22 protein-coding genes, 1 tRNA gene and 1 riboswitch are annotated in these 21,971 nt (G+C 54.8%); of the genes, 10 read left to right on the forward strand and 13 right to left on the reverse strand.

The genetic code is table 11. From position 1 onward, the window contains the following. Window positions 1–240 precede the first annotated feature (240 nt). From GFH31_RS04940 to GFH31_RS04950, 3 genes are all read left to right on the forward strand, one after another. On the forward strand, window positions 241–807 hold the full coding sequence (locus GFH31_RS04940; RefSeq protein ID WP_118458531.1) for an ORF6N domain-containing protein: 567 nt from the start codon (window positions 241–243) through the stop codon (window positions 805–807). A gap of 96 nt (window positions 808–903) precedes the next feature. Then, entirely contained in the window at window positions 904–1,950 is a 1,047-nt protein-coding gene (locus GFH31_RS04945) for a linear amide C-N hydrolase (RefSeq protein ID WP_118657154.1), read from the forward strand. Window positions 1,951–2,404: 454 nt separating this feature from the next. Further along, on the forward strand, window positions 2,405–3,676 hold the full coding sequence (locus GFH31_RS04950; RefSeq protein ID WP_055203293.1) for a hypothetical protein: 1,272 nt from the start codon (window positions 2,405–2,407) through the stop codon (window positions 3,674–3,676). An 86-nt stretch (window positions 3,677–3,762) separates the two neighbouring features. On the opposite strand, the gene GFH31_RS04955 is transcribed toward GFH31_RS04950, so the two are convergent. The 3 genes from GFH31_RS04955 to GFH31_RS04960 form a co-directional block, all read right to left on the reverse strand. After that, a complete protein-coding gene (locus GFH31_RS04955) occupies window positions 3,763–4,713 on the reverse strand; it encodes a DMT family transporter (RefSeq protein WP_118458535.1) in 951 nt (316 codons plus the stop codon). Between the two features lie 130 nt (window positions 4,714–4,843). Further along, window positions 4,844–5,005, reverse strand: a complete 162-nt coding sequence (locus GFH31_RS12805; protein WP_172970774.1) for a hypothetical protein — start codon at window positions 5,003–5,005, stop codon at window positions 4,844–4,846. Next, a complete protein-coding gene (locus GFH31_RS04960) occupies window positions 4,998–5,567 on the reverse strand; it encodes a zeta toxin family protein (protein ID WP_055203288.1) in 570 nt (189 codons plus the stop codon). The genes GFH31_RS12805 and GFH31_RS04960 overlap by 8 nt, the downstream gene beginning before the upstream one ends. Before the next feature lie 276 nt (window positions 5,568–5,843). On the opposite strand from GFH31_RS04960, the gene GFH31_RS04965 reads away from it, so the two are divergent. Both GFH31_RS04965 and GFH31_RS04970 read left to right on the forward strand, forming a co-directional pair. Beyond that, on the forward strand, window positions 5,844–6,965 hold the full coding sequence (locus GFH31_RS04965; protein ID WP_153498109.1) for a metallophosphoesterase: 1,122 nt from the start codon (window positions 5,844–5,846) through the stop codon (window positions 6,963–6,965). A 494-nt stretch (window positions 6,966–7,459) separates the two neighbouring features. Further along, entirely contained in the window at window positions 7,460–8,548 is a 1,089-nt protein-coding gene (locus tag GFH31_RS04970; RefSeq protein ID WP_153498108.1) for a tight junction protein ZO-3, read from the forward strand. A gap of 165 nt (window positions 8,549–8,713) precedes the next feature. Here the strand turns inward: GFH31_RS04970 and GFH31_RS13035 are convergent, their stop codons facing one another. From GFH31_RS13035 to GFH31_RS05015, 9 genes are all read right to left on the reverse strand, one after another. Then, window positions 8,714–8,821 (reverse strand): Arm DNA-binding domain-containing protein, encoded by a 108-nt coding sequence (locus GFH31_RS13035; RefSeq protein WP_366465293.1) that lies wholly within the window; start codon window positions 8,819–8,821, stop codon window positions 8,714–8,716. A 139-nt stretch (window positions 8,822–8,960) separates the two neighbouring features. Continuing rightward, window positions 8,961–9,034, reverse strand: a tRNA-Arg gene (locus GFH31_RS04980). Window positions 9,035–9,157: 123 nt separating this feature from the next. After that, the gene (locus tag GFH31_RS04985; protein WP_153498107.1) at window positions 9,158–10,279 is read right to left on the reverse strand and encodes a TlpA disulfide reductase family protein; all 1,122 of its coding nucleotides are present in this window, start codon (window positions 10,277–10,279) and stop codon (window positions 9,158–9,160) included. Between the two features lie 28 nt (window positions 10,280–10,307). Continuing rightward, window positions 10,308–10,877 carry a crossover junction endodeoxyribonuclease RuvC gene (gene ruvC / locus GFH31_RS04990; RefSeq protein WP_055203606.1) on the reverse strand — a complete coding sequence of 190 codons (570 nt, stop codon included), beginning with the start codon at window positions 10,875–10,877 and terminating at the stop codon, window positions 10,308–10,310. 35 nt (window positions 10,878–10,912) lie between these two features. Continuing rightward, complete coding sequence (lpxD, locus tag GFH31_RS04995; RefSeq protein ID WP_055203281.1) at window positions 10,913–11,959, reverse strand: UDP-3-O-(3-hydroxymyristoyl)glucosamine N-acyltransferase; 1,047 nt, start codon at window positions 11,957–11,959, stop codon at window positions 10,913–10,915. 29 nt (window positions 11,960–11,988) lie between these two features. Beyond that, entirely contained in the window at window positions 11,989–12,459 is a 471-nt protein-coding gene (coaD, locus tag GFH31_RS05000; RefSeq protein ID WP_055203279.1) for a pantetheine-phosphate adenylyltransferase, read from the reverse strand. Window positions 12,460–12,575: 116 nt separating this feature from the next. Further along, window positions 12,576–14,117: a glycine--tRNA ligase gene (locus GFH31_RS05005; RefSeq protein WP_055203277.1), complete on the reverse strand. Its 1,542-nt coding sequence runs from the start codon at window positions 14,115–14,117 to the stop codon at window positions 12,576–12,578. A gap of 29 nt (window positions 14,118–14,146) precedes the next feature. Further along, a complete protein-coding gene (locus tag GFH31_RS05010; RefSeq protein ID WP_118657151.1) occupies window positions 14,147–15,100 on the reverse strand; it encodes a glycoside hydrolase family 43 protein in 954 nt (317 codons plus the stop codon). A gap of 201 nt (window positions 15,101–15,301) precedes the next feature. Continuing rightward, complete coding sequence (locus GFH31_RS05015; protein WP_055203275.1) at window positions 15,302–15,658, reverse strand: hypothetical protein; 357 nt, start codon at window positions 15,656–15,658, stop codon at window positions 15,302–15,304. Window positions 15,659–15,993: 335 nt separating this feature from the next. Between GFH31_RS05015 and ruvX the strand changes: the two genes are divergently transcribed. The 5 genes from ruvX (at window position 15,994) to GFH31_RS05040 (ending at window position 21,187) form a co-directional block, all read left to right on the forward strand. Then, a complete protein-coding gene (ruvX, locus tag GFH31_RS05020; protein WP_101573730.1) occupies window positions 15,994–16,428 on the forward strand; it encodes a Holliday junction resolvase RuvX in 435 nt (144 codons plus the stop codon). Window positions 16,429–16,439: 11 nt separating this feature from the next. After that, a complete protein-coding gene (locus GFH31_RS05025) occupies window positions 16,440–17,336 on the forward strand; it encodes a diaminopimelate dehydrogenase (RefSeq protein WP_101573728.1) in 897 nt (298 codons plus the stop codon). A 27-nt stretch (window positions 17,337–17,363) separates the two neighbouring features. Then, complete coding sequence (gene def, locus GFH31_RS05030) at window positions 17,364–17,921, forward strand: peptide deformylase (RefSeq protein ID WP_055203269.1); 558 nt, start codon at window positions 17,364–17,366, stop codon at window positions 17,919–17,921. Between the two features lie 177 nt (window positions 17,922–18,098). Next, window positions 18,099–18,306, forward strand: a riboswitch (cobalamin riboswitch). 114 nt (window positions 18,307–18,420) lie between these two features. Then, window positions 18,421–20,553, forward strand: a complete 2,133-nt coding sequence (locus GFH31_RS05035; RefSeq protein WP_101573726.1) for a ribonucleoside triphosphate reductase — start codon at window positions 18,421–18,423, stop codon at window positions 20,551–20,553. 1 nt (window position 20,554) lies between these two features. Continuing rightward, window positions 20,555–21,187, forward strand: coding sequence for an anaerobic ribonucleoside-triphosphate reductase activating protein (locus GFH31_RS05040; protein ID WP_101573724.1), 633 nt, complete (start codon window positions 20,555–20,557; stop codon window positions 21,185–21,187). 82 nt (window positions 21,188–21,269) lie between these two features. Here GFH31_RS05040 and GFH31_RS05045 read toward each other — a convergent pair whose 3' ends face one another. Beyond that, complete coding sequence (locus GFH31_RS05045) at window positions 21,270–21,821, reverse strand: DUF4251 domain-containing protein (protein ID WP_055203263.1); 552 nt, start codon at window positions 21,819–21,821, stop codon at window positions 21,270–21,272. Window positions 21,822–21,971: the final 150 nt, after the last annotated feature.

Here is a 21,971-nt window from a genome sequence, read left to right on the forward strand (position 1 = left end):
CCCGGCAGAGTACGAGAATTGGATAAGTACGAAAAATCTTCGCATTTCGGTCCACGTCCGGCTTAGGCAGTTTCATAAATTTACGAAAAAAACCGCGATTCGAAACGGTCCGGCATCTTTTTTATTCCTTATTTGTTATAATAACGCCGATTTACGCTACTATTTCTGCAAAAACGATTCTTTTCCCCATTGAAAACCAACCACGACCGCTAACTTTGTAGAAGCATAATACCCAAGCTTATGGAATTAGAAACTATCAAAAACAAAATCTACGAAATCCGAGGACAACAAGTCATGCTCGATTTCGATCTGGCCGAACTGTACCAGGTCAGCACCAGCGCACTGAACCAATCGGTAAAACGGAACGCCAAACGGTTCCCGCCCGATTTCATGTTCCAGATAACCCAAGAAGAGTTCGACAGCTTGAAATCACAAATTGTGACATCAAGTTGGGGAGGCACGCGCAAATTACCGAACGCATTCACCGAACAGGGACTGGCCATGCTCTCGGGAGTGCTGAACAGCGACACAGCCATCGACATGAACATCAGGGTCATGCGGGCGTTCGTCTCGATGCGGGCCTTCCTGCTGAACGGAAACATCGCCGCCGAACTCAACCAGTTGCACTGCCGGGTAAAAAAACTGGAGAGAACGTCGGACGAAACGCTCGAAGCGATCAACGACCTGAGCGAAGACTGCCGCCGCGAAACAGACGAAATCTATTTCGCCCTGTCGCAACTCGCCCGCAAGAATTGCGAACTGCAAACCCGACGCATCGCCGGATTCCGCAAAACGGACAAAAAATAATTTCTCCCGGCGCCGCGCGGCGCCGGCGCTGGCTCGTTTCTTGCTTCGGTTACGACGGGCGTACCGCACGTACGCCCCGAATCGAACCGAAAATTTATGAAAGCATACACAATCTTACTCGGCACGGGGCTGCTCCTGGCAGCCGGCGGGCCCGAATACGCGGACGCATGCACCCGCGTCGTTTACGAAGGAACGAACCGGACGGTAGTGACCGGACGCACGATGGACTGGAAGGAAGACCCCCGCAGCAACCTGTGGATCTTCCCGCGCGGCATGGAGCGAAACGGCCAGGCCGGAAGCAATTCGCTGAAATGGGTCTCCAAATACGGCAGCGTGATCACGTCGGCCTACGACATCTGTACCACCGACGGCATGAATGAAAAAGGACTCGTAGCCAACCTGCTGTGGCTCGCCGAGTCGGAATACCCGGCCCGCGACGGCCGGAAACCGGGGCTCTCGGTCGCCGCCTGGACGCAGTACGTGCTGGACAACTTCGCCACCGTGGACGAAGCGGTCGAAGCGCTGGCGAAGGACGACTTCGACGTGGCGTCCGACCTGATGCCGGACGGCTCCCGGATGGCTACGCTGCACCTCTCCGTCTCGGACGCCGGCGGGGACAACGCGATCTTCGAATACATCGGCGGGAAACTGGTCGTCCACCACAGCAAGTCGTACCAGGTGATGACGAACTCGCCGGTCTTCGAACAGCAGTTGGCCCTCGACGACTACTGGAAAACCATCGGCGGCACCGTCTTCCTGCCCGGAACCAACCGGGCGGCCGACCGTTTCGTGCGCGCCTCGTTCTACATCGGCGCCATCCCGAAAACCGAAGACACGCGCACGGCCCTGGCCTCCGTATTCAGCGTGATCCGCAATACGTCCGTCCCGCTGGGGATCAGCACGCCGAACGAGCCGAACATCTCGTCTACCCGCTGGAGAACCGTCTCGGATCAAAAGAACCTGACGTACTTCTTCGAATCGACCCTCTATCCGAACGTGTTCTGGGTCGATTTCAGGGACGTCGATTTCGCGCCGGGAGCGCCGGTCAAAATGCTGGATCTGGTCTCCGGGAAAACCTATGCGGGAAACGCCGCGGAACGGTTCCGCGACGCGGCCCCGTTCGAATTTCAGGGAATCGGTTGAAAACGCCCGCAACGGCGGCAATCCCCGCCGCTGCGGACAAGCGTTCCCGCCGACAGTACGCCACTCGGCAGAAGACATTGCCCGTAAACGCGACGACCGCCGAACTCCCGGATCGCAGCGCCCGAAATATTTTATTCCCGATATTATTTTTTTCAAATAAAAAAACTATATTTGTCAAGGCGTTGTTTTGTATCGACCGAAGTGTAAATGTCGAAGCGGACCGTACGGCGTTTTTGATTTAAATGAATGAAAATTCCAGCTTATGAAAGCATAAGTTGTCGGGGCGGTCGGAAATTTAAATACGGCGCGTGGAGTTTACATGATACGAAAGGATGTCCGTTTTCATTCTTCAAAGAATGAGTGCAATTAAAATTAAAAAAGATCAAAACTATTTTGTTTTGCCCTGCAAAAAGAGGATTTTATCCTCTTTTTTTCTATGAACCGATGAAAGGCTATGAATATTACCGTCCAGTATCCGATTACCGATTGCAGGCTTTTTCTGCATAAGTCCGGCAAATTGCGCAAGCCGTACTTCGTGTCCCCCGATACGGAAGGCAGGGAATACATCCGGCATTTCGGAGCCATGCAGGGCAGGCATTTCCAGGAGTATTATTACTGCGTAGGCGAAAATACGTTCTGCAACGCCAGACATGCCCTGCGGTTCAGCCGGCCCCCGTCTTTTTACAAAGACCAGATCGCCTGCCTGAAACGGTGCGCGAACCGTTTTTATTCGGACGGCGGCATTCTGGGAAAATTCGAGGTGAAAAGCGCTTACCGGATTCAACCCGATCGGCTGAACCCGGAGAACGGAAGCGCGTACCGGCAGTTGCTCGATTTCCATTTCGGGCACGAGGTGCGGATAAACGACGCCAAAGGGGGAAACGTACGCGCTTCGTTTTCCGACGCGGGTCCCGCCCTGGCCAAACTCTATCTATACGGCTCTACGGCCTGCGGTTCCCTGCATGAGATTCGAAAATACTGGGTGCAGTCCGGTCAATCCATCGTAATCGTCGAAGAACATGCCAAACGCGCGTCCGACTTCCGGCGCCTGCCGGCCGGCGCGACGGAAGTCCTGCTGAAAGACCAATGGAGCGCGCAGTACCTCAGGCTGTATCGCTACACGTACGACGGAATCCCCTGCTGGATCATCGAGATTCTTTCCAACGCTCCCGAAGCCAAAAAGATGTGCCGGAACCTGAAAACCCTTTTGCTCCGGATCCATGCCGAAAAACAAAGCGTCATCAAGGCCCTCGAATTCCTTTCCATCAACAAGGACAACGAAGCGGTCGATATCAGAAAAGCGACCCACTTCATTAAAAACACCCTGGTCAAACTGCAAAAAGACCGGCGTTTCGACCTGAAACAGAGCGATATCGTAAACATCGCCTTCGAAGCGGACGACAGCTTTTCACAGGACGATTACCGCAGACTGCGCCAGGCGGTGCTGGATCTGAATAACCGGTATATCATCGAAGACTTCGATTGCATATTCGCCCAAATCGACTTCGACGCCCTGTGCGAGGCTTACTATTGCCAGATCAACGAAGACGAAGACGAAATCCCCGAGGCGATCAGGGCTCCGCTCGAAGAGGTCGTACACAGCCGCAGCAAACTGAAGTTCAAACAATTTTCGAAAAGATACCGTTCGATATTAGAGGGTTGCGCCAGTTCCGCCCTGTTCGAAATCATCAAATACGGAGCCGTCTCCGTAATCGGAGGTATTTAGGATTCCTTTTGCGAACGAGATGCCCGGACAGGCCGGATTCGTCGTCTGCGAATCTGCATCCCGTCGCACGCCATCCGGACAAACGGTTATTTCCCGGCATTACGGCAACCTTTCCGATTCAAGGGCAGCCGCGGGAACAACTTGCGGAAACGCACGAGGTAAGACGCGATCCTGTTCCCCGCGACGATAAGACTCACGGCCACGATAATCAGTAAAATTCCGCACCCGATCCGCAGAGTCAAGGACTCCCCGAAAACCGCCACGCCGAAAAATACGGCCGTCACGGGTTCGAGAGCTCCCAGAATAGCCGTGGGAGTCGAACCGATGTATTGGATGGCGCGGGTCGTACAAAGAAACGATATCGCTGTCGGGAAAACGGCCAGGGCGACAAGATTCCCCCATAAATACCAGCGATCCGGAACGCTGACGGCGCTGCCGAAGTCCAGCCGGACGAAGAACAGCGACAGCCCGAACAGCAAGACGTAAAAGGTCACTTTGAGCGTCGCGACGGATTTCAGCGCCGGGCGGTTCACCCCGACGATATAGATCGCATAAGAGAGCGCCGAAACCATCACCAGGATCGTCCCCGTAAGATCGAGCGTCGCGCCGTCGCCGCTTTCGTAAAGCAGCGCGATGCCGCCCAGTGCCAGCAGGATACACAACGCCGTCTGCATGGAAAGCTTCTCCCGAAACCAGAAGGCCATAATCAGCGCCACGAAAATCGGATAGACGAACAGCAGCGTAGAGGCTATGCCTGCGTCCATGTAGTTATAACTCAGGAACAGGGTCAGCGAAGAGAGGGCCACCAGCAGGCCCAGGACGATCAGCGGCAACACCTCCCGGCGGCGCAGCCCGAAATCGCGCCCGCGGGCCTTAAGCATAACGCCCAGAATCGGGATCGCGAAAAGATACCTGAAAAACAGCACCGAATCGGGATCCATACCGGCTTTATAAAGCGGGAGGGCGAACAGCGGGTTCATACCGTACGTCGCCGCGGCGACGGTTCCCAGCAGATAACCTTTGGCTTTTGCATTCATACCTCAGATTTTGTTGCAAAAATAGCATTTATTCCGACGTACGGTTAACCGTAAAGCGATCCGTACCGCCGTCACGCCGCAAAAAAGAAACCCCGGCCTGTTCCGGCCGGGGCACATTGGAGATTAGCCTCTATTGTAAATCCTTCGCTTTGACTTTCACGATCTTGCCGTCTTCACGCGCGAAAACGAGTTCTCCGTCCTCTTTTTTCTTCTGCTCTACGAGCCGTTCATACGCAAGGGCTACGCCCCTCAGTATGTTTTCTTCCATTTGCTGGACTTCTATGTCACTCATAATTCTTCAGCGTTTTATATATTAACGTTTCAACGATCGATTTTGTTTTATCCCGATTGCCTTTGGCGATCACTTTAGAAGGCGGGCGAGAATTGTCCAGCAAGATCCAGTAGTCGCAAACGGGAATATAAATATCGAACAGATTCTTAATTCCGCTGCGATACCGCCTCCGAACGACTTTCTGATCGATGTTATGCCCTCCCGCTTCCACCCGCATCTGTACCCTGCCGACGGCCAGTTCCGGCGAATTCAGCCAAAAATAGACCAGCGACACATAATATCCCTTGCTTTGAGCGGTTCGGATCAGACTCGCATACGAACGCGTAGCCAAAGTCGTTTCGAACGCAAAATCGACGCCGTGGTCGATCAGCTCATGGATTCTCCGGAGCATCAGCCGTCCCGCCTCGATCGCAACGCTACCCGGATTGAAAGGGGACAGCCCTTTCGCAATTTCGTCCGCGTTGACGAATTCCTTACACTCCAGCATTTCGGGCAGAACGGCGTAAGAAGCAGTCGTTTTCCCCGCCCCGTTGCACCCCGCTATGACGTAAAGGTTCGGCATATTCTCTGATTGACATCACAAATATAAACGATTTGGCGATAATGCCGCCACATCGGAATGCAATTTTATTTTCGAGACGCCCCCAATGCCTCCCAAAACCTCCCGGGCAAATGAATATTCTCCACCTCCTTCGCCCGAACAGCGGAACGATTTCATCGGATCGGCAGACTCAACACCGGGCTCCGGCTTTTACGACGCTCGATTTTTCCGTTTTTTCATTTATTATTAACGTGCGGCAAATAATTTAACCGTATATTTGTATAAAATGTTTATCCCATGAAACGATCGGTTTATATCATTCTCGCATTGCTTTTTGCCGCACGACTGTCCGCACAAGGGCCGTTGGGTGAACCGCAAATCCCTGTGTACCCTACTCTGAAAGACAGCGGTTCTTTTACCATGATTATGGTTCCGGATCCTCAGAGTTACACCAAATTCGCCGCCAATCAGCCCTTGTTCGAATTGCAGACCGCATGGATCGCCCAAAATGCAGAACGCTTACGCATCGCAGCCGCCCTGTTTACGGGGGATATGGTGGAGCAAAACAACCTGCTCACGAGCGGAGGAGTTCCCAATCCCTACAATGGGGATCAGACCTCCCGTCAACAATGGGAATCCGTATCGAGAGGACTGGCCCGTCTGGACGGCAAAATGCCTTACATCATCGCTCAGGGCAATCACGACGTAGGGTACGTCGCGGCGGAAAACCGCTATTCATCCATGCCCGAGTACGTCTATCCCGAACGCAATTCGTGTTTCGCCAATTCGCTCGTCGCCACGGGCTGCAATTATCAGGGGATAAACACCATGGAAAACGCGGCATTTGAATTTCATAACAAAACATGGGGCGATATCCTGGTAATAGCTTTTGAATTCGCTCCCCGCGACGAAGCGTTGGATTGGGCCCGTCAACTGATCGAATCCGAAAAATTCCGCAGTCACAAAGTCATCGTTCTCACGCATTCGTTCCTGGGCACCTCGGGAGAACGTATCAAGCAGGAAAGTTATAAATTAACGCCGCGAAACTGGGCGCAGGAAGTGTGGGACAAACTGATTTACCCCTCGAAAAACATCTCGCTGGTACTGTGCGGACATACGGGAACGCCGCCTAAGATCGATTCCTCCGACAGCATCGATTACCGAAGTACGGCCGCTTATCGCGTAGACAAGGCCGCGGACGGTCGCAATATCCCTCAAATGATGTTCAATTCGCAGAACGGGGACGGCGACTGGAATGGGAATGGCGGGGACTGTTGGTTGCGCATCCTCGAGTTCATGCCGGACGGTAAAACCATTTACGTGCGGACATTCTCTCCTTTATTCGCATTATCGAAACGTACGGCCAAATACGCTTGGCGCGTCGCGGATTACGATCAATTCGAAATAAAAATCGATTGAAATTCGACTTGCCTTTTGTTAACTTAAGGTAAACGGAGAAGAAAAACCGGTTTCGGCAAAGCGGTTTCCCGTACGGCTCCGAGCCGGATGCCTTGCCGACGAGCGCATCCTACATCTATCTGACTGACAATGCGTATTACACACCGATAGTCAAATAATAAGGCAAACAAATAAACGCGCGCAAAAGCGGAAAAAGTTTTTCTCAACGTTTTTCCTAAAATAAAATCGCTAACATTTAAAGCAAATGTCCGGCTCGATAAGTCGGGGCAAACGGCAGAACACCCCCCTTCTGAAAAACAGAAGAGGCAATTATTCGTTCAATATTTTCTAATATGAGAAATTCCCTTTGCTTGGAACTACTGGTTTCTGCCGCGGTACTGTTGCTGTCGGGCTGTGAAGTCGGGCCCCGATCCCGAAGAACCTATTTTTTTGAAAAAGAAAAAAGAGCAATCATCATTCCCGTTGCGTTCAACGACACGATTACGGGACGTTTCTTGTTCGATACCGGCGCTACCAACGGCTATCTGATCCTGGATTCCTCATTTTGCGCGACTCATCCTTTGCCGGCATGGAGCGACAAACCCGATCACGTGTATTTTTCACCTCATACGGGATGGGCAACTTCGGAAAGCCCCTCATTCCGGCAGGCGATTCATAAGAAGCCGACGAGAGCGGCTATTTCGAATGTCGATCTGGTTTATAATTATCTTCTGATCCGGAATCAAAAATACGGTTCGACCGAGGATTTACAGGGAACGGTCGGCTTTCCCGATAACGATTCGACCCATGTCTGGGAGCTTAATTTCGAGCATAATTATCTGGAGATACACGAAGCCGAAAAGTTCCGGAGACCCGCCGACTGTTACTGGCTCCCTTTTGTCAACGAGCGAGGAAGCCTGCACACGGTCCATATACAGTTTCCGTTGACCGTTAAAAGCGCGACCGGAGATACGGTGACAATCGACTATCCTTATTTGATCGATACCGGCATGGCGCAGGACTTCGTATTGCTCCCGTCTGCGAAAGAGATCGAGTTTTTCAGGAAAAGAGAGGATGCCGTTCTGATAAATCGCGGTCATGGAGGTGGCTATTGGAGTCGTTATGACGTCAATGCAATCGCTTTCGATGGTTTTAAGATCGATTCAATGCGCATCTATACGGATGAATTCGCTACGAAATTAAGCGCTTATGCACGAGGGATCATCGGATTGAATTTCCTGAAACGGTTTAACGTATTTTTTGACTTCGGCTCACGACAGGTCGGATTGCAGCCGATCAGGAATTTCAGCCGAATTATCAATAATTTTTCCGAAAGATTCTATTTTTCAGTAAACACGACCTTGAACGGGAGACGAATCGTCACGATGATGCCCGATCATGTCAAGAACAATCATTACAAGGAAGCCGGCTTGCAAAAGGGAGATGAAATTGTTGCGATAAACGGATTTACCCTAAAAGACTTATCGTTCGATAATGCAGTTAAAATCAAGGAAAGTCTTACGAGAAAACTGGATATCGTCAGAGACGGGAAGCCGATGAAAATCACGGTACGCCTCGACGAAGACGATTTGAAAGGAGAATAAAAGGGCACGGATTGTCGACATGCGACACATGTGCAGCGTATCGCTCCGCTCGTTGGTTTTGAAGTCGACGATTTGTTTCTCGTATTCCCTGATCTTCCGCTCAATCAATGCGACAATCTTTTCCCGACCGGGATAGTGACGGCGCGGACGACTCTTGGCCGCGGTTCAAAATTGCGGAGCGAACGATAAATGCAGGCTGATATACTTCCGTTTCCCTGCTTTGGTTAATCTCAGCATCAGAGGATGCTTCCCGTTAGCGAGTGTGAGGTGTATAACACGACCCCGACCGTTGTATTCATGTCGATTTTCGGTTTACACTTTCGTTTACAAAACCCTTTCAAAATACCCCGAAATCCACCCGAAACAACAATAAAAAACGACCTGTCGTTTCCGACAAGCCGTTTGCAATCAGTGACTCCGACAGGATTCAAACCTGTAACCTCTTGATCCGTAGTCAAGTGCTCTATTCAGTTAAGCTACGGAGCCTTTCCCTTTTGCGAGTGCAAAGATAAGCAAAAAATTATTCCTTACAAATTTTTTCCTCAAGAACTTATGAAAACCCCGGAAATCGGGAACATTCATTTCAATACGGGGGAACGGACTCCCGCATTAATTCGCAGGGGCGGAGTTTTCGGAAGCGGCAGCGCTTTTTGAAGGCTGCGGCACCAGCAATTCCCCCAACTTCTGCAAAAGCGCGCTTCCCATCAGGTTACGGGCCAGGATCGTCCCATCCGGGCCAATCAACACGTTCGACGGAATCGAACGAACCCCGTAGGTTTCGGCTGCGGCGCTCTCCCAGAATTTCAGGGTGCCAACCTGCGGCCAATCCATTTTAAACATTTTGATGCCGTCCAGCCACGCCTTTCTGTTTTTGTCGAGCGATACCGCGTAAATCTCGAAACCTTTCGAATGAAATTCTTTATAAGCCGTCACGAGGTTGGGAATCTCCGCACGGCAAGGCGGACACCACGAAGCCCAGAAATCGAGCAACACGTATTTTTCCTCGCCGACAAACCGCGACAACGGCAACTCCATCCCGGCCGTATCCGGAACCGAAATATCGACATATTTTTGCCCCGGTTCGGTTCTCGCCAGCGCAGCGGCCATCTTTTCGAGCAGCTCCGCATAAACCGAAGCGCTGGCCGGCGGGGTCAGCCCGTCCAGCGCCTGACGGATCTCCTTCGCAGACATCTCGTACGAAAGGCCGCGAAACAGCACATAAGCCGCCGCCACGCTGCCGGAATGCTTCCGGACGAATACCCGGCCGAGACTATCCCTTTGTTTCTCCAGATCGAAGGCGATCCGCGTACTGGACAGCTTCACCGAATCGCTGTCCAGCAATTTCGCGACGGAATCGGCCTGCCCGAGGAACTGCCGGTAAAGATCTTCCGTCGCCGAACCCGTCACCCGGATATCCTGCGGCCGGTCGGCCGCGCCGACGATCCGGATCATCGGGCTGTTTTCGAGGAAAAACCGCACCAACGGAACGTCCGGAGTTTCGACGGCGGCAAAAATCGGCACCGCGCAGTCGCCCGAAAATTCGAACGCCCCGTTTTTTACTTCGGCCGAGTCGATCACCCGCGGCAGCTTGCCTTCGAATACGGTCAGGTATACTTTTCCGGCAACGCCGGCGATCTCGCCGGCGATCCGATAACCGGTCTGCTGTTTCGGCTGCGCGCACGAACACAACACGGCCGCAGCTACGATCGATGAAATCAAATATTTTTTCATATGCTTTCGGAATTATTCCGTTCTACAATCACTTTTTGACCCGTTCCGGATGATCGGAAATAAAACGCTCCCAACTTACGGAAGCGGGACCGCCGCCGAGCGCCTTTTTCCGACAGCGACTTTCGAGCGTCGGCACCGGAGCGGACTGGAAAAAGTGGCAAACGGCGACGGCGAGTCCGTCGGTCGCGTCGAGACGCCGCGGCAGCTCCTCCAATCGCAGCAGTTTTTTGAGAATTATCGCGACCTGTTCCTTCGACGCGGCGCCCTGACCGGTAATCGCCTGCTTGATCCGGCGCGGGGCGTATTCCGACACCGTCACGCCACGGCTCAGCGCGGCGGCCATCGCCACTCCCTGCGCCCGTCCCAGCTTCAGCATACTCTGTACGTTTTCGCCGAAAAACGGCGATTCGAGCGCCACTTCGTCCGGACGGTACTGGTCGATCAGCGCCCCGACCCGCTCGAAAATATACTTCAGCTTTTGGTACGGATCGCCGATCCGGTGCAGGTCGATATCGCCCAGCACGATGCACGAGAGCGCATTGCCCTCGGTACGGATCACGCCGTAACCGGTCGTGTTGGTTCCGGGGTCGATGCCCATAATCACCCTGCCGTCCACCGAACGATCCTCCGCAATTATTCTGCCGAAAGCTGCGCTTTCAGTTTTTCAAGTTCTTTTTCGAGCTGTCTCACCTTATAACTCAGATCGGGCAGGTTGCGGAACACGGCGTGCGAACGGTGGTATTTGATACCGGGCATCGCCGGGTTCCCCATGTAAGTCTCCCCGTCGGGAATGCTGTTCGAAATCCCCGACTTGGAAGCCAATTTCACGCCGTCGCCGACGGTCAGATGTCCGGCGATGCCGACCTGTCCGCCCAGCATACACCCGGCGCCCACTTTCGACGAACCCGCTACGCCGACCTGCGACGCGGCCACCGTATTGGCCCCGACCGTCACATTGTGGCCGATCTGGATCAGGTTGTCGAGTTTGACGCCCTTATGAATCACGGTCGAACCCATCGTAGCGCGATCGATACAAGTATTGGCTCCGATCTCGACATCGTCCTCGATCCGCACGTTGCCGATTTGCGGAATTTTGTGGAATTCGCCCTTTTCGTCCGGGGCGAAACCGAAACCGTCGGCGCCGATCACCGATCCGGCGTGGATCGTCACATTGTTGCCGATAACGCAGGCTTCGTAAATCCTGACGCCCGGATACAGCGTCACGTTGTCGCCGAGCCGCACCCCGTCGCCGAGATATACCTGCGGATATATTTTGCAATTCTTACCGGTCTTTACGCCCTGTTCGATCACCGCATAGGCGCCGATGTAAGCCCCCTCTCCGACCGCGGCGGACGGATCGACCGACGCCAGCGGACTGACGCCCGTCTTCTGAGGTTTGTTGGCGACATAAAGTTCGAGCAACTTCGCAAAGCACGAATAGGCATCCTCTACCTTCACCATCGTCGCCGCTACCGGAGCCGTCGGCTCGAACGATCTGTTGACAATCACGATGCTCGCCTGGGTATCGTAGATATAGTGTTCGTACTTCGGGTTCGACAAAAAAGCGAGAGTTCCGGGTTTGCCCTCCTCGATCTTGGCCAGCGAGGTGACGACGGCTTTCGGATCGCCAACGATTTCCCCGCCGAGGAAACCGGCGATGAGTTCCGCAGTAAATTCCATATTTTCCAGTATTTTATCGGTTCAAACAATTACATATAATTCTTAATATCGATGTTTTCCGGCATCAGCGGGGTCGGGTCGCCGCCGAAAGCGAGCAGCTCGCGAATCACGCTCGACGAGATGGCCACGTAATCGGCCGGGGTGAACAGCAGCACGGTGTTGATCTCCGGAAACAGCGCCCGGTTGACCTGCATGATGTTCCGCTCGTACTCGAAATCGACCGTATTGCGCAACCCTCGGAGAATCGTCTTGACACCCAACTGTCGGCACAACTGCCCGGTCAGCTCGGTGTAGATCCGCACCTCGATCCGCGGTTCGCCGCGGTACAGGTCGCGGATCAGTCGCGCCCTGTTGTCGGGGGTCAGCAACCCCGCCTTCTCGCTGTTGACGCCGATGGCGATCACGATGCGGTCGAAAAGTTCGAGCCCCTGATCTACGACGAATTTATGTCCCAACGTAAAGGGATCGAACGACCCCGGGAAAAGTGCAGTTCCTTTCATAAACCGTTTTTTTGCGCATCCTTTTCCGATGCAAGATACGTATCTTTTCGAAACCCGCAAACAGCGAAGGCTGCCTCTCGCGGGGCAGCCTCTCGTTCCTGCGGGTATTTACCCGATTAACACAGCTTGGCGAAAAGTTTCCGGAAACCGGTCTCCTCGGCGATCATGCCGGACAGATCGGCAATCGCGACGCGTTGCTGTTCCATCGAATCGCGGTGCCGCACGGTCACCGTCTTGTCTTCGAGCGTCCGGTGGTCGACCGTAATGCAGAACGGGGTTCCGATCGCATCCTGACGACGGTAACGCTTGCCGATACTGTCTTTCTCGTCGTACTGTACGTTGAAATCGCATTTGAGCGCATGTTGTATATCGCGGGCCACTTCGGGCAAACCGTCCTTTTTGACCAGCGGCAGCACGGCGGCCTTGACCGGAGCCAGCGCCGCCGGAATATGCATCACGATACGGCTCTCGCCGCCTTCGAGCTGCTGCTCCTCGTACGAAGCGGACAGCACCTGCAACACCATCCGGTCGACGCCGATCGACGTTTCGACCACGTAGGGCACATAACTTTCGCCGGTCTCGGTATCGAAATACTGAATCTTCTTGCCGGAGAACTTCTGATGGTTGCCAAGGTCGAAATCGGTGCGCGAATGGATTCCCTCCACCTCTTTGAATCCGAACGGAAATTCGTATTCGACGTCGGTCGCGGCATTGGCATAGTGGGCCAGCTTGTCGTGGTCGTGGAAACGGTAGTGCTCGTCGCCGAAACCGAGCGCGCGGTGCCAACTCATGCGCGTCGCCTTCCACTTTTTGAACCACTCGAGTTCCTCGCCGGGACGCACGAAAAACTGCATCTCCATCTGCTCGAACTCGCGCATACGAAAAATGAACTGCCGAGCGACGATCTCGTTGCGGAACGCCTTGCCGATCTGTGCGATCCCGAACGGAATTTTCATCCGGCCGGTCTTCTGCACGTTCAGGAAATTGACGAAAATACCCTGTGCCGTTTCGGGCCGCAGGTAGATCGTGTTGGCGCCCTCGCTGACCGACCCCATCTTCGTTTCGAACATCAGGTTGAACTGGCGCACTTCCGTCCAATTGCGCGTACCGGAGATCGGACAAACGATCTCGCTATCGACGATGATCTGGCGCAGTTCTTCCAGGTTGTTGTCGTTCAGCGCGGCGACCATCCGGCTGTGCACGGCGTCGCGTTTGGCCTTGTGTTCGATTACGCGCGGGTTCGTCTCGAGAAATTTCGCCTCGTCGAACGCTTCGCCGAAACGCTTACGGGCCTTTTCGACCTCTTTGGCGATCTTCTCGTCCTGTTTGGCGATGAAATCCTCGATCAGCACGTCGGCGCGGTAACGCTTCTTCGAATCGCGATTGTCGATCAGCGGATCGTTGAACGCCCCGACATGTCCCGACGCTTCCCATATCTTCGGGTGCATGAAGATCGCCGAGTCGATCCCGACGATATTGTCGTGCAGCCGCACCATCGACTCCCACCAGTAACGCTTGATGTTGTTTTTCAACTCCACGCCTTGCTGCCCGTAATCGTATACGGCGCTCAGACCGTCGTATATTTCGCTCGACGGGAAAATAAACCCGTACTCCTTGCTGTGAGCAACCAGCTTTTTAAAAAGTTCTTCCTGTGTCATTATCGTAAATGGATTATTTTTTCATCGGTTTATTCCGCCTGCTTTTCGACCAGGCAGAGCGATCCGTCGGCCTTCTCTTCCACCCGGAAAAAGCGCGGACGCTCATCGGGCGGCACGTTCGGCCGGTGGATGCTCAGCAACAGTTCTCCGTCGAACGTACGGAACAACATTCCGTGCCCTCCGTCGCGCGCGAAGAGCGCCTCGGGCATCTGCAACCACGGCCCGGCAACCTCGCCGCTCTGCGAACGGGCCACCCCGATCGCGTACCCACGGTCGCCGAACGACGACCACAGCATTAGCAGTTCGCCTTTCCGGTTCCGGTACAGGAACGGTCCGTCGGTCACGTAATTGCCCGGCGTATGCGGCCTGACCCACGGCGCGGACGACGCGCGGAACAGCGTCGCCGGTTTTCCGACGGCTTTTTTCAGGTTGCGGCTCAACCGGACGGCTTCCACCGTTCCGTCGCCCAATTGCGTCCATTCGTGGCAGAAAACCATCCACGGATTCCCCTTCCCATCGACGTACAGCGTCCCGTCGAGCGCCTGCCACGTTCGCGGCGTCAAGCGTCCCTTGCTGTGCTCGCGAAAAGGGCCTTTCGGACTGTCCGCAACGAAAACAGCCGTTCCGAGCAGACTGTCTGCCGCACCGCGCACCGTCGCGAACAAATAATATTTGCCCTTATAAGCATGGCACTCGGCCGCCCAGAAACATTGATCGCCCCAAAAATCAGGAGTCCGCTGAAAAATTGCGCGGGGCCCCTGCCAAGTCTCCAGATCGCGGCTCGAAAAAACGTCGAACCCGTCTCCGCGGGTCGTCCCGTACATATAGTAAGTCCCGTCCGACGAATCGGCCAGCACGAACGGGTCGCGGATATGCACCCCGTCGGTCGGAACGCCCGCCGGCAAAACGTTCCCGTCCTGCGCATACAAACTGCCGAACGACAGCAATGCGAACAGCCATACCGGAAAACCTGGTTTCTTCATATCAAAAAAAGAGTCGGTTAAATTTAAACATACGGAGTGCAAGTATATGTTTTTATTCGGAGATTTCCAAAAGAAGTTCTCCGCAAGAAATATTGCATCCGACTATATATAAGATATTTAACGGACAAATACGAATAAAAAAGAAACTGCCGGCGAAAAGCGGAAACGTCCGTGCGGCAACGCCGGGCTGCAAACGGCCTTTCACGATTTATCTTCTCTCTTCAAACGATAGCGAACGCCGCAATCGAGGATAAAATCCAGGATGTCTTTAAAAGTAGCTTCCACCTCGGAAGGTACAAATACGTTCGAAGCTTCGCCGTACCGTTTAAAAATTACTGCCGGCAAATCGGTCAACGAAACGTTCAGACGCCGGGCCATTCCCATCGCGTCGCGCTTATCGACGGTCGCATAAACCTTGTAAGCATAGTCCGGCTCGTCGTAATCGTCGTGTTCGAGCAACACGACCAAACTTTTGTCGTCATCGAAACCGACGACGACGGACGACCATATCGGAAAATCGTCATGCGACTCCACTATAACTTCCTGTAACGTCATCATACGCTCATCTTCTTTTTTAAACCGATACCCTTAATTGCATTTTCACGCGTCTTTCGTCCGCCTCGCGGTTTCCGTATTGCGATCGCAGCGGGATCGTCCGGAAAACACATAATCTCCAGAATGCAAAACAAAGATAAGTTTTTTTCTTAACTTTGCACAGAATAACGCGCGTTTCATGCCGTCTGTCGCCCGCTAGTCCGTCTGCGGATCAAGCTATAAACCAGCCGGATATCTACCAGGGAATCACCAAACGCCCCCGGGAGAGTCCCATGGAAACGTTGCGGGCAAGGCGGCCGGACGCAGCAATCGGATCATTCAACGGATTATCGTCGCATATGGGGAGAATACTGGCTATCGATTACGGACGCAAACGGACGGGCCTTGCCGTGACCGACCCGTTGCAGATCATCGCCAACGCCCTCGACACCGTTCCGACCCATACGCTGATGGACTACGTCAAGAGCTACGCCGCGGCCAACGCGGTGGACGCGATCGTAATCGGCATGCCGCTGCAGATGGACGGGTTGCCGTCGGAGTCCTATACCTACATCCGCCCGTTCGTCGAGAAGCTGCGCAAAGAGATGCCTGCGATGCGGATCGAACTGTTCGACGAGCGGTTCACCTCGAGGCTGGCGCTACGGGCGATGATCGACGGCGGCGTTCCGAAAAAACGCCGCCGCGAGGACAAAGGGCTGGTCGACCGCATCAGCGCAACGATCATCCTGCAAGGATACCTCGATTCGCGGGACAATCATTTAACAAATAAATAACACAATAGAAGATGAAAAAGATCAGAGCAGCCATCGTCGGATATGGCAACATTGGAAAATACGTCCTCGAGGCGTTGCAGGCGGCCGAAGACTTCGAAATCGCCGGTATCATTCGCCGCGACGCCGCGAACGTGCCCGAAGAACTGAAAAACTATACGGTAGCCACCGAAATCGAATCGCTCGGCAAAGTCGACGTGGCGATCCTCTGCACACCGAGCCGCAGCGTACAGAGCTTCGCGCTGAAATTGCTCGAGAAAGGGATCAACACGGTGGACAGTTTCGACATCCATACGCAGGTCGCCGAACAGCACGCGACGCTCGGCAAGGCGGCCGCGCAGCACGGCGCCGTTTCGATCATGTCGGCCGGCTGGGACCCGGGCAGCGACTCGGTGGTGCGCGCTCTGCTCGAAGCCTGCGCCCCGAAAGGGATTACTTACACGAACTTCGGCCCCGGCATGAGCATGGGTCACACCGTAGCCGTCAAGGCGATCGACGGGGTTAAAGCCGCGTTGTCGATGACGATTCCGACCGGGACGGGCATTCACCGGAGGATGGTTTACATCGAGCTGAAAGAGGGCTACGATTTCGACAAGGTGGCCGACGCGATCAAAAAAGACGCCTATTTCGTACACGACGAGACGCACGTGATGCGGGTGCAGAGCGTGGACGCGCTGCTGGACATGGGACATGGCGTCAACCTGACGCGCAAGGGCGTTTCGGGCAAAACGCAGAACCAACTGTTCGAATTCAATATGAAGATCAACAATCCGGCGCTTACGGCCCAGATACTGGTCTCCTCGGCGCGGGCTTCTATGTTGCAGAAACCGGGATGCTACACGCTGATCGAAATCCCGATGATCGACCTGCTTCCCGGAGACCGGACGGAACTGATCCGGCATCTGGTATAACAGGATTAAAAACAGCAAACGAACGATATGTTACTTCCGATTTATATTTACGGTTCGGCGGTTTTGCGCAAAGAATCCGAAGACATCGCCAAAGATTATCCGGAACTGGACAAATTTCTCGAAAACCTGTGGGAAACCATGTACGAAGCCGACGGAGTCGGACTGGCCGCCCCGCAGGTGGGCCGCAACATCCGGATCTTCGTGGTCGACGCTTCGGTGAACGCCGACAAGGATCCGAGCCTGGCCGGTTTTAAAAAAGCCTTTATCAACGCGCACATCTACGAACGCTCCGGCGACGCCGTTCCGTTCGACGAAGGATGTTTGAGCCTGCCGGGAATCAACGAACGGGTCGAAAGGCCGTCGCGGATCAGGATCCGCTACGCGGACGAAAATTTCGTCGAGCACGACGAGGAGTTCGAAGGTTTCGCGGCGCGGGTCATCCAGCACGAGTACGACCACCTGGACGGCAAACTGTTCATCGACCACGTGTCGCCGCTGCGCCGAACTCTGCTGAAAAGCAAACTGGCCGCGATGACCAAAGGGAAATACAAAGCGCACTATCCCTGCAAACTGGTGAAAAAATAGTTTCCGCCCGTTTCCGGGATCTCTTTCAGGGCCGTTCGCCGTTTCGGGCGAGCGGCCTTTTTGCATACCGTCTTTCCTCGTCGCTTTCGGCGATGACAGCCAACCGTTTAATCGAATAGGTTTATAAGTTGTTGATAAGTATTCCGCCGAAAATGTTTTCCGTCGAAACGATTCGCTATGTTTGTGAAAACATTCGGTTCTCGATGCCGGGCGTCTCGCCCGGCAGGAGATCAAAAGGGAATCCCGTGAAAGTCGGGAACTATCCCCGTAGCTGTAAGTTCCTGCCAAAGGCCGCGCAAACCCGAATGCCACTGTCGGTTTACCCGATGGGAAGGCGCGCGACCCGGAACAAGTCAGAAGACCTGCCGGATGAATTGCATTGTAGCTTTCGGGTGAAGAGCGATCGAATGTCGGGGCCCTCCGTACGCGGCCCGATATCTTTTATCCTCCCGGAGTTACCATTTTATCTTATTGTTTAACTGTTTAAAATTCAAACAAGATGAATGGACAGACTCATTTACGGCAAATCGTAAAACGGACGGGCGAGATCGCCCCGTTCAGTCCGGAGAAAATCGAACAGGCGATCTTCAAGGCCATGCGGGCCTCCGGTGTGCCGAACCGCAAAGAAGCCCGCCGGCTGTGCAGCGAAGTGGTGGCCTCGCTCGAAAAAAACAGCGCCGAACAGACGCCGCACGTCGAACAGGTGCAGGACGCCGTCGAACAGGCGCTGTACCGTCGCGGCGATTTCGCGCTGCTGAAAAACTACATGCTCTACCGTCGGCAGCACGAACAGCTCCGCGAATCGAAAGAGCTGTTTTCGAACCTCGACGTGATGGACGACTACCTGTCGCAGGACGACTGGCGGGTCAAGGAAAGCGCCAATTCGGCCTACTCGCTGCAAGGCCTCAACCAGCACATTTCGACGATGATTACTTCGCAGTACTGGCTCGGCCGGCTCTATTCCGAAGAGGTCGCCGACGCGCACAAAAGCGGAGCTATGCACATCCACGACTTGGGCTTCCTGAGCGTCTACTGCGTCGGCTGGGATCTGAAAGACCTATTGACGACCGGGTTCAAAGGAGTCGAAGGCAAAGCGCAGAGCGCGCCGGCCCGGCACCTGCGGACAGCGCTCGGACAGATCGTCAACTTCTTCTACACGATGCAGGGCGAAGCGGCCGGCGCGCAGGCCTTCTCGAATTTCGACACCTTCCTCGCGCCCTACGTCCGCTACGACGGGCTCGACTACGCGCAGGTCAAACAGTGCTTGCAGGAATTCCTGTTCAACCTGAACGTTCCGACGCGGGTCGGTTTCCAGACCCCGTTCACGAACATCACGATGGATCTGACCGTCCCCGACTTCCTGAAAAACGAGCCGGTGGTTTGCGGCGGCGAAGTAAAAGAGGAGACCTACGGCGATTTTCAGCCCGAAATGACGCTGCTCAACAAGGCCTTCGCCGAGGTGATGTACGAAGGGGACGCGGCGGGCAGCCTGTTCTCGTTCCCGATCCCGACCTACAACATCACGCCCGATTTCGATTGGGAAAATCCCGATTACGACGGCATCTGGCAGATGACCGCCAAGTACGGCATCCCCTACTTCTCGAACTTCGTCAACTCGGACATGAAACCCGACGACGTGCGCAGCATGTGCTGCCGGCTGCGGCTCGACAAACGGGAACTAATCAAGCGCGGCGGCGGACTGTTCGCGTCGAACCCGCTGACCGGGTCGGTCGGCGTCGTGACGATCAACCTGCCGCGACTCGGCTACGAATCGGGGTCCGAGAAGTCGTTTTTCGAACGGCTGCGCCACCTGATGGAGCTGGCCCGCGAAAGCCTCGAAACCAAACGCAAGGTCATCGAGCGCTACACCGAAAAGGGACTCTATCCCTATTCGAAATTCTACCTGCGCCACATCCACGACCGTTTCGGCTGCTATTGGAAAAACCACTTCTCGACGATCGGCATCAACGGGATGAACGAATGCTGTCTGAACTTCCTCGGCGTCGGAATCGCCACCGAAGAGGGCGCGGCATTCGCCCAAAAAACGATGCGCTTCATGCGGGACGTGCTGGCCGTATTCCAGGAGGAAACCGGCAATATCTACAACCTCGAAGCCACTCCGGCCGAAAGCACCGCCTACCGGTTCGCGATGCTCGATACCAAGCGTTATCCGGATATCATCACGGCGAACCAAGCCGACCGACTGCTGAAAGGCGCCAAGCCTTACTACACCAATTCGACCCACCTGCCGGTAAACTTTACCGACGACCTGTACGAAGCGCTCGAAATGCAGGATCCGCTACAAGCGTTGTACACCGGGGGAACGGTGTTCCACGTCTTCACCGGCGAAAGCGCCGTATCGCCCGCAGCCGCCCGAGACATGGTGCGCCGCGTGACCGGCCGGTTCCGGCTGCCCTACATCACGCTGTCGCCGTCGTTCAGCATCTGTCCTTCGCACGGCTACCTGTCCGGCGAACATTTCGTCTGTCCCAAATGCGGCGGCAAGGCGGAAGTATACAGCCGTATCGTCGGATACATGCGCCCGGTAAGCCAGTGGAACGACGGGAAACGGGAGGAGTTCGCCGACCGCAAGCTGTTCGACCGCCGGATCGTCCACGAAACAGCGATCTGACATGCGAATCGGAGGTTTTGTCAAACAGAGTCTGATCGATTGGGAGGGAGTACTTTCGGCCGTCGTATTCACCAAAGGATGCAATTTCCGGTGCGACTACTGCCACAACCCGTCGCTGGTACTCCCCTCGCTGACCGATCACCTACCCGATCTGTCCGAAACGGTCATTCTCGACTACCTGCGGCGGCGCAGGGAGTGGATCGAAGGAGTCGTCGTAACCGGCGGCGAGCCGACCCTGCACCCCGGACTGACCGGCTTTCTGGAGAGAGTCAAAAGGCTCGGATACCGGATCAAGCTCGATACCAACGGGACGAATACGGAACTATTGTCCGCCCTGATCGACATGGGACTGGTCGACTGCGTGGCCATGGATATCAAAACGATCCCCGACCGCGAACACTACGCGAAAATCTATCCGGCCGTCACCGACCGCCAGATGGACAACGTGCAACGGTCGATCGACCTGCTGCGCAACAGCGGGATCGACTACCGGTTCCGCACGACGCTGATTCCGGGCGTCCACGACGACGCCGTCCGGGAAGAACTTTCGGCCCGATTCGCCGGCGACCCGCTCGTTTTCCAGCAATTCCGCCATACGAGCGGCATCCTGTCGGACTACCCGCCGGAACGGTAACATTCCGCACCATGCACGCCGCCCCGCGCCAATCAGGATTTCTGACTGGCGCGGGGCGGCGGATTTTCCGGAAACGCCTTTATTAGTGAAAACGTCCCTTAAAGACCCTCGAATCGACAGAGGGAAGCACCCTTCCTTCCATCGTAATCCGGTTGCTGCTGTAATTCGGATCGACGGTCACGCTGGCGCGGTCGGCGCCCGGAATCAGCATGATATCGACCCGCGCGGAGATCCCGATCCCCTGAACGTTCATCCCGTAGTAGAGATATCCTTTTTTGTCCGTCCGGACGGTGACATCCGACACGTTTCCGCGCACCGTAATGCCGCCCACGCCGTTCGGCCCGGCCAGCACCGTATTGAAGGCTATCTGCACGAACGCCTCGTCGCCGTCGCGGGAAACGAAATTCGTATTCGAACTGACGCTGGCCGTACGCCCCCGTTTGAAAATAAGCCGGTCGACTTCGACTACGAAAGCGCCGCTTTCCAAAGCCTGCACCGCACCGAGGTGCAACACGCTGTCCATCGCGGCCCGGCGCGCTTTCTCGACCTGTCGGGCCGCTTTGCGGGAATTCGTCTGCGCGGACAATCCGCCGCCCAGCAACGTCAACAAAACGATCAAAACAATCTTTTTCATAACACGCATTATTATTTCGGTATGCCTCTGTTAAAAAAACGCCGCGCGATCCGATCTCCGTATACGGACCGTATAAAATCTACGCAATCTGCATCTTATCCAGCAATTGTCATGCCGGGGCGGTTCCCGTTGCGCCCGGCGGAGGAGATT

Origin of the sequence: Alistipes sp. dk3624, from assembly GCF_009557455.1 — a bacterium.
GTDB classification, from domain to species: domain Bacteria; phylum Bacteroidota; class Bacteroidia; order Bacteroidales; family Rikenellaceae; genus Alistipes_A; species Alistipes_A hominis.

Bases quoted from the DNA above. Each gene is read 5' to 3' on its own strand.
- GFH31_RS04940 (WP_118458531.1), top strand. From the start codon at position 241: ATGGAATTAGAAACTATCAAAAACAAAATCTACGAAATCCGAGGACAA.
- GFH31_RS04945 (WP_118657154.1), top strand. From the start codon at position 904: ATGAAAGCATACACAATCTTACTCGGCACGGGGCTGCTCCTGGCAGCC.
- GFH31_RS04950 (WP_055203293.1), top strand. From the start codon at position 2,405: ATGAATATTACCGTCCAGTATCCGATTACCGATTGCAGGCTTTTTCTG.
- GFH31_RS04955 (WP_118458535.1), bottom strand. From the start codon at position 4,713: ATGAATGCAAAAGCCAAAGGTTATCTGCTGGGAACCGTCGCCGCGGCG.
- GFH31_RS12805 (WP_172970774.1), bottom strand. From the start codon at position 5,005: ATGAGTGACATAGAAGTCCAGCAAATGGAAGAAAACATACTGAGGGGC.
- GFH31_RS04960 (WP_055203288.1), bottom strand. From the start codon at position 5,567: ATGCCGAACCTTTACGTCATAGCGGGGTGCAACGGGGCGGGGAAAACG.
- GFH31_RS04965 (WP_153498109.1), top strand. From the start codon at position 5,844: ATGAAACGATCGGTTTATATCATTCTCGCATTGCTTTTTGCCGCACGA.
- GFH31_RS04985 (WP_153498107.1), bottom strand. From the start codon at position 10,279: ATGAAAAAATATTTGATTTCATCGATCGTAGCTGCGGCCGTGTTGTGT.
- ruvC (WP_055203606.1), bottom strand. From the start codon at position 10,877: ATGGGCATCGACCCCGGAACCAACACGACCGGTTACGGCGTGATCCGT.
- lpxD (WP_055203281.1), bottom strand. From the start codon at position 11,959: ATGGAATTTACTGCGGAACTCATCGCCGGTTTCCTCGGCGGGGAAATC.
- coaD (WP_055203279.1), bottom strand. From the start codon at position 12,459: ATGAAAGGAACTGCACTTTTCCCGGGGTCGTTCGATCCCTTTACGTTG.
- GFH31_RS05005 (WP_055203277.1), bottom strand. From the start codon at position 14,117: ATGACACAGGAAGAACTTTTTAAAAAGCTGGTTGCTCACAGCAAGGAG.
- GFH31_RS05010 (WP_118657151.1), bottom strand. From the start codon at position 15,100: ATGAAGAAACCAGGTTTTCCGGTATGGCTGTTCGCATTGCTGTCGTTC.
- GFH31_RS05015 (WP_055203275.1), bottom strand. From the start codon at position 15,658: ATGATGACGTTACAGGAAGTTATAGTGGAGTCGCATGACGATTTTCCG.
- ruvX (WP_101573730.1), top strand. From the start codon at position 15,994: ATGGGGAGAATACTGGCTATCGATTACGGACGCAAACGGACGGGCCTT.
- GFH31_RS05025 (WP_101573728.1), top strand. From the start codon at position 16,440: ATGAAAAAGATCAGAGCAGCCATCGTCGGATATGGCAACATTGGAAAA.
- def (WP_055203269.1), top strand. From the start codon at position 17,364: ATGTTACTTCCGATTTATATTTACGGTTCGGCGGTTTTGCGCAAAGAA.
- GFH31_RS05035 (WP_101573726.1), top strand. From the start codon at position 18,421: ATGAATGGACAGACTCATTTACGGCAAATCGTAAAACGGACGGGCGAG.
- GFH31_RS05040 (WP_101573724.1), top strand. From the start codon at position 20,555: ATGCGAATCGGAGGTTTTGTCAAACAGAGTCTGATCGATTGGGAGGGA.
- GFH31_RS05045 (WP_055203263.1), bottom strand. From the start codon at position 21,821: ATGAAAAAGATTGTTTTGATCGTTTTGTTGACGTTGCTGGGCGGCGGA.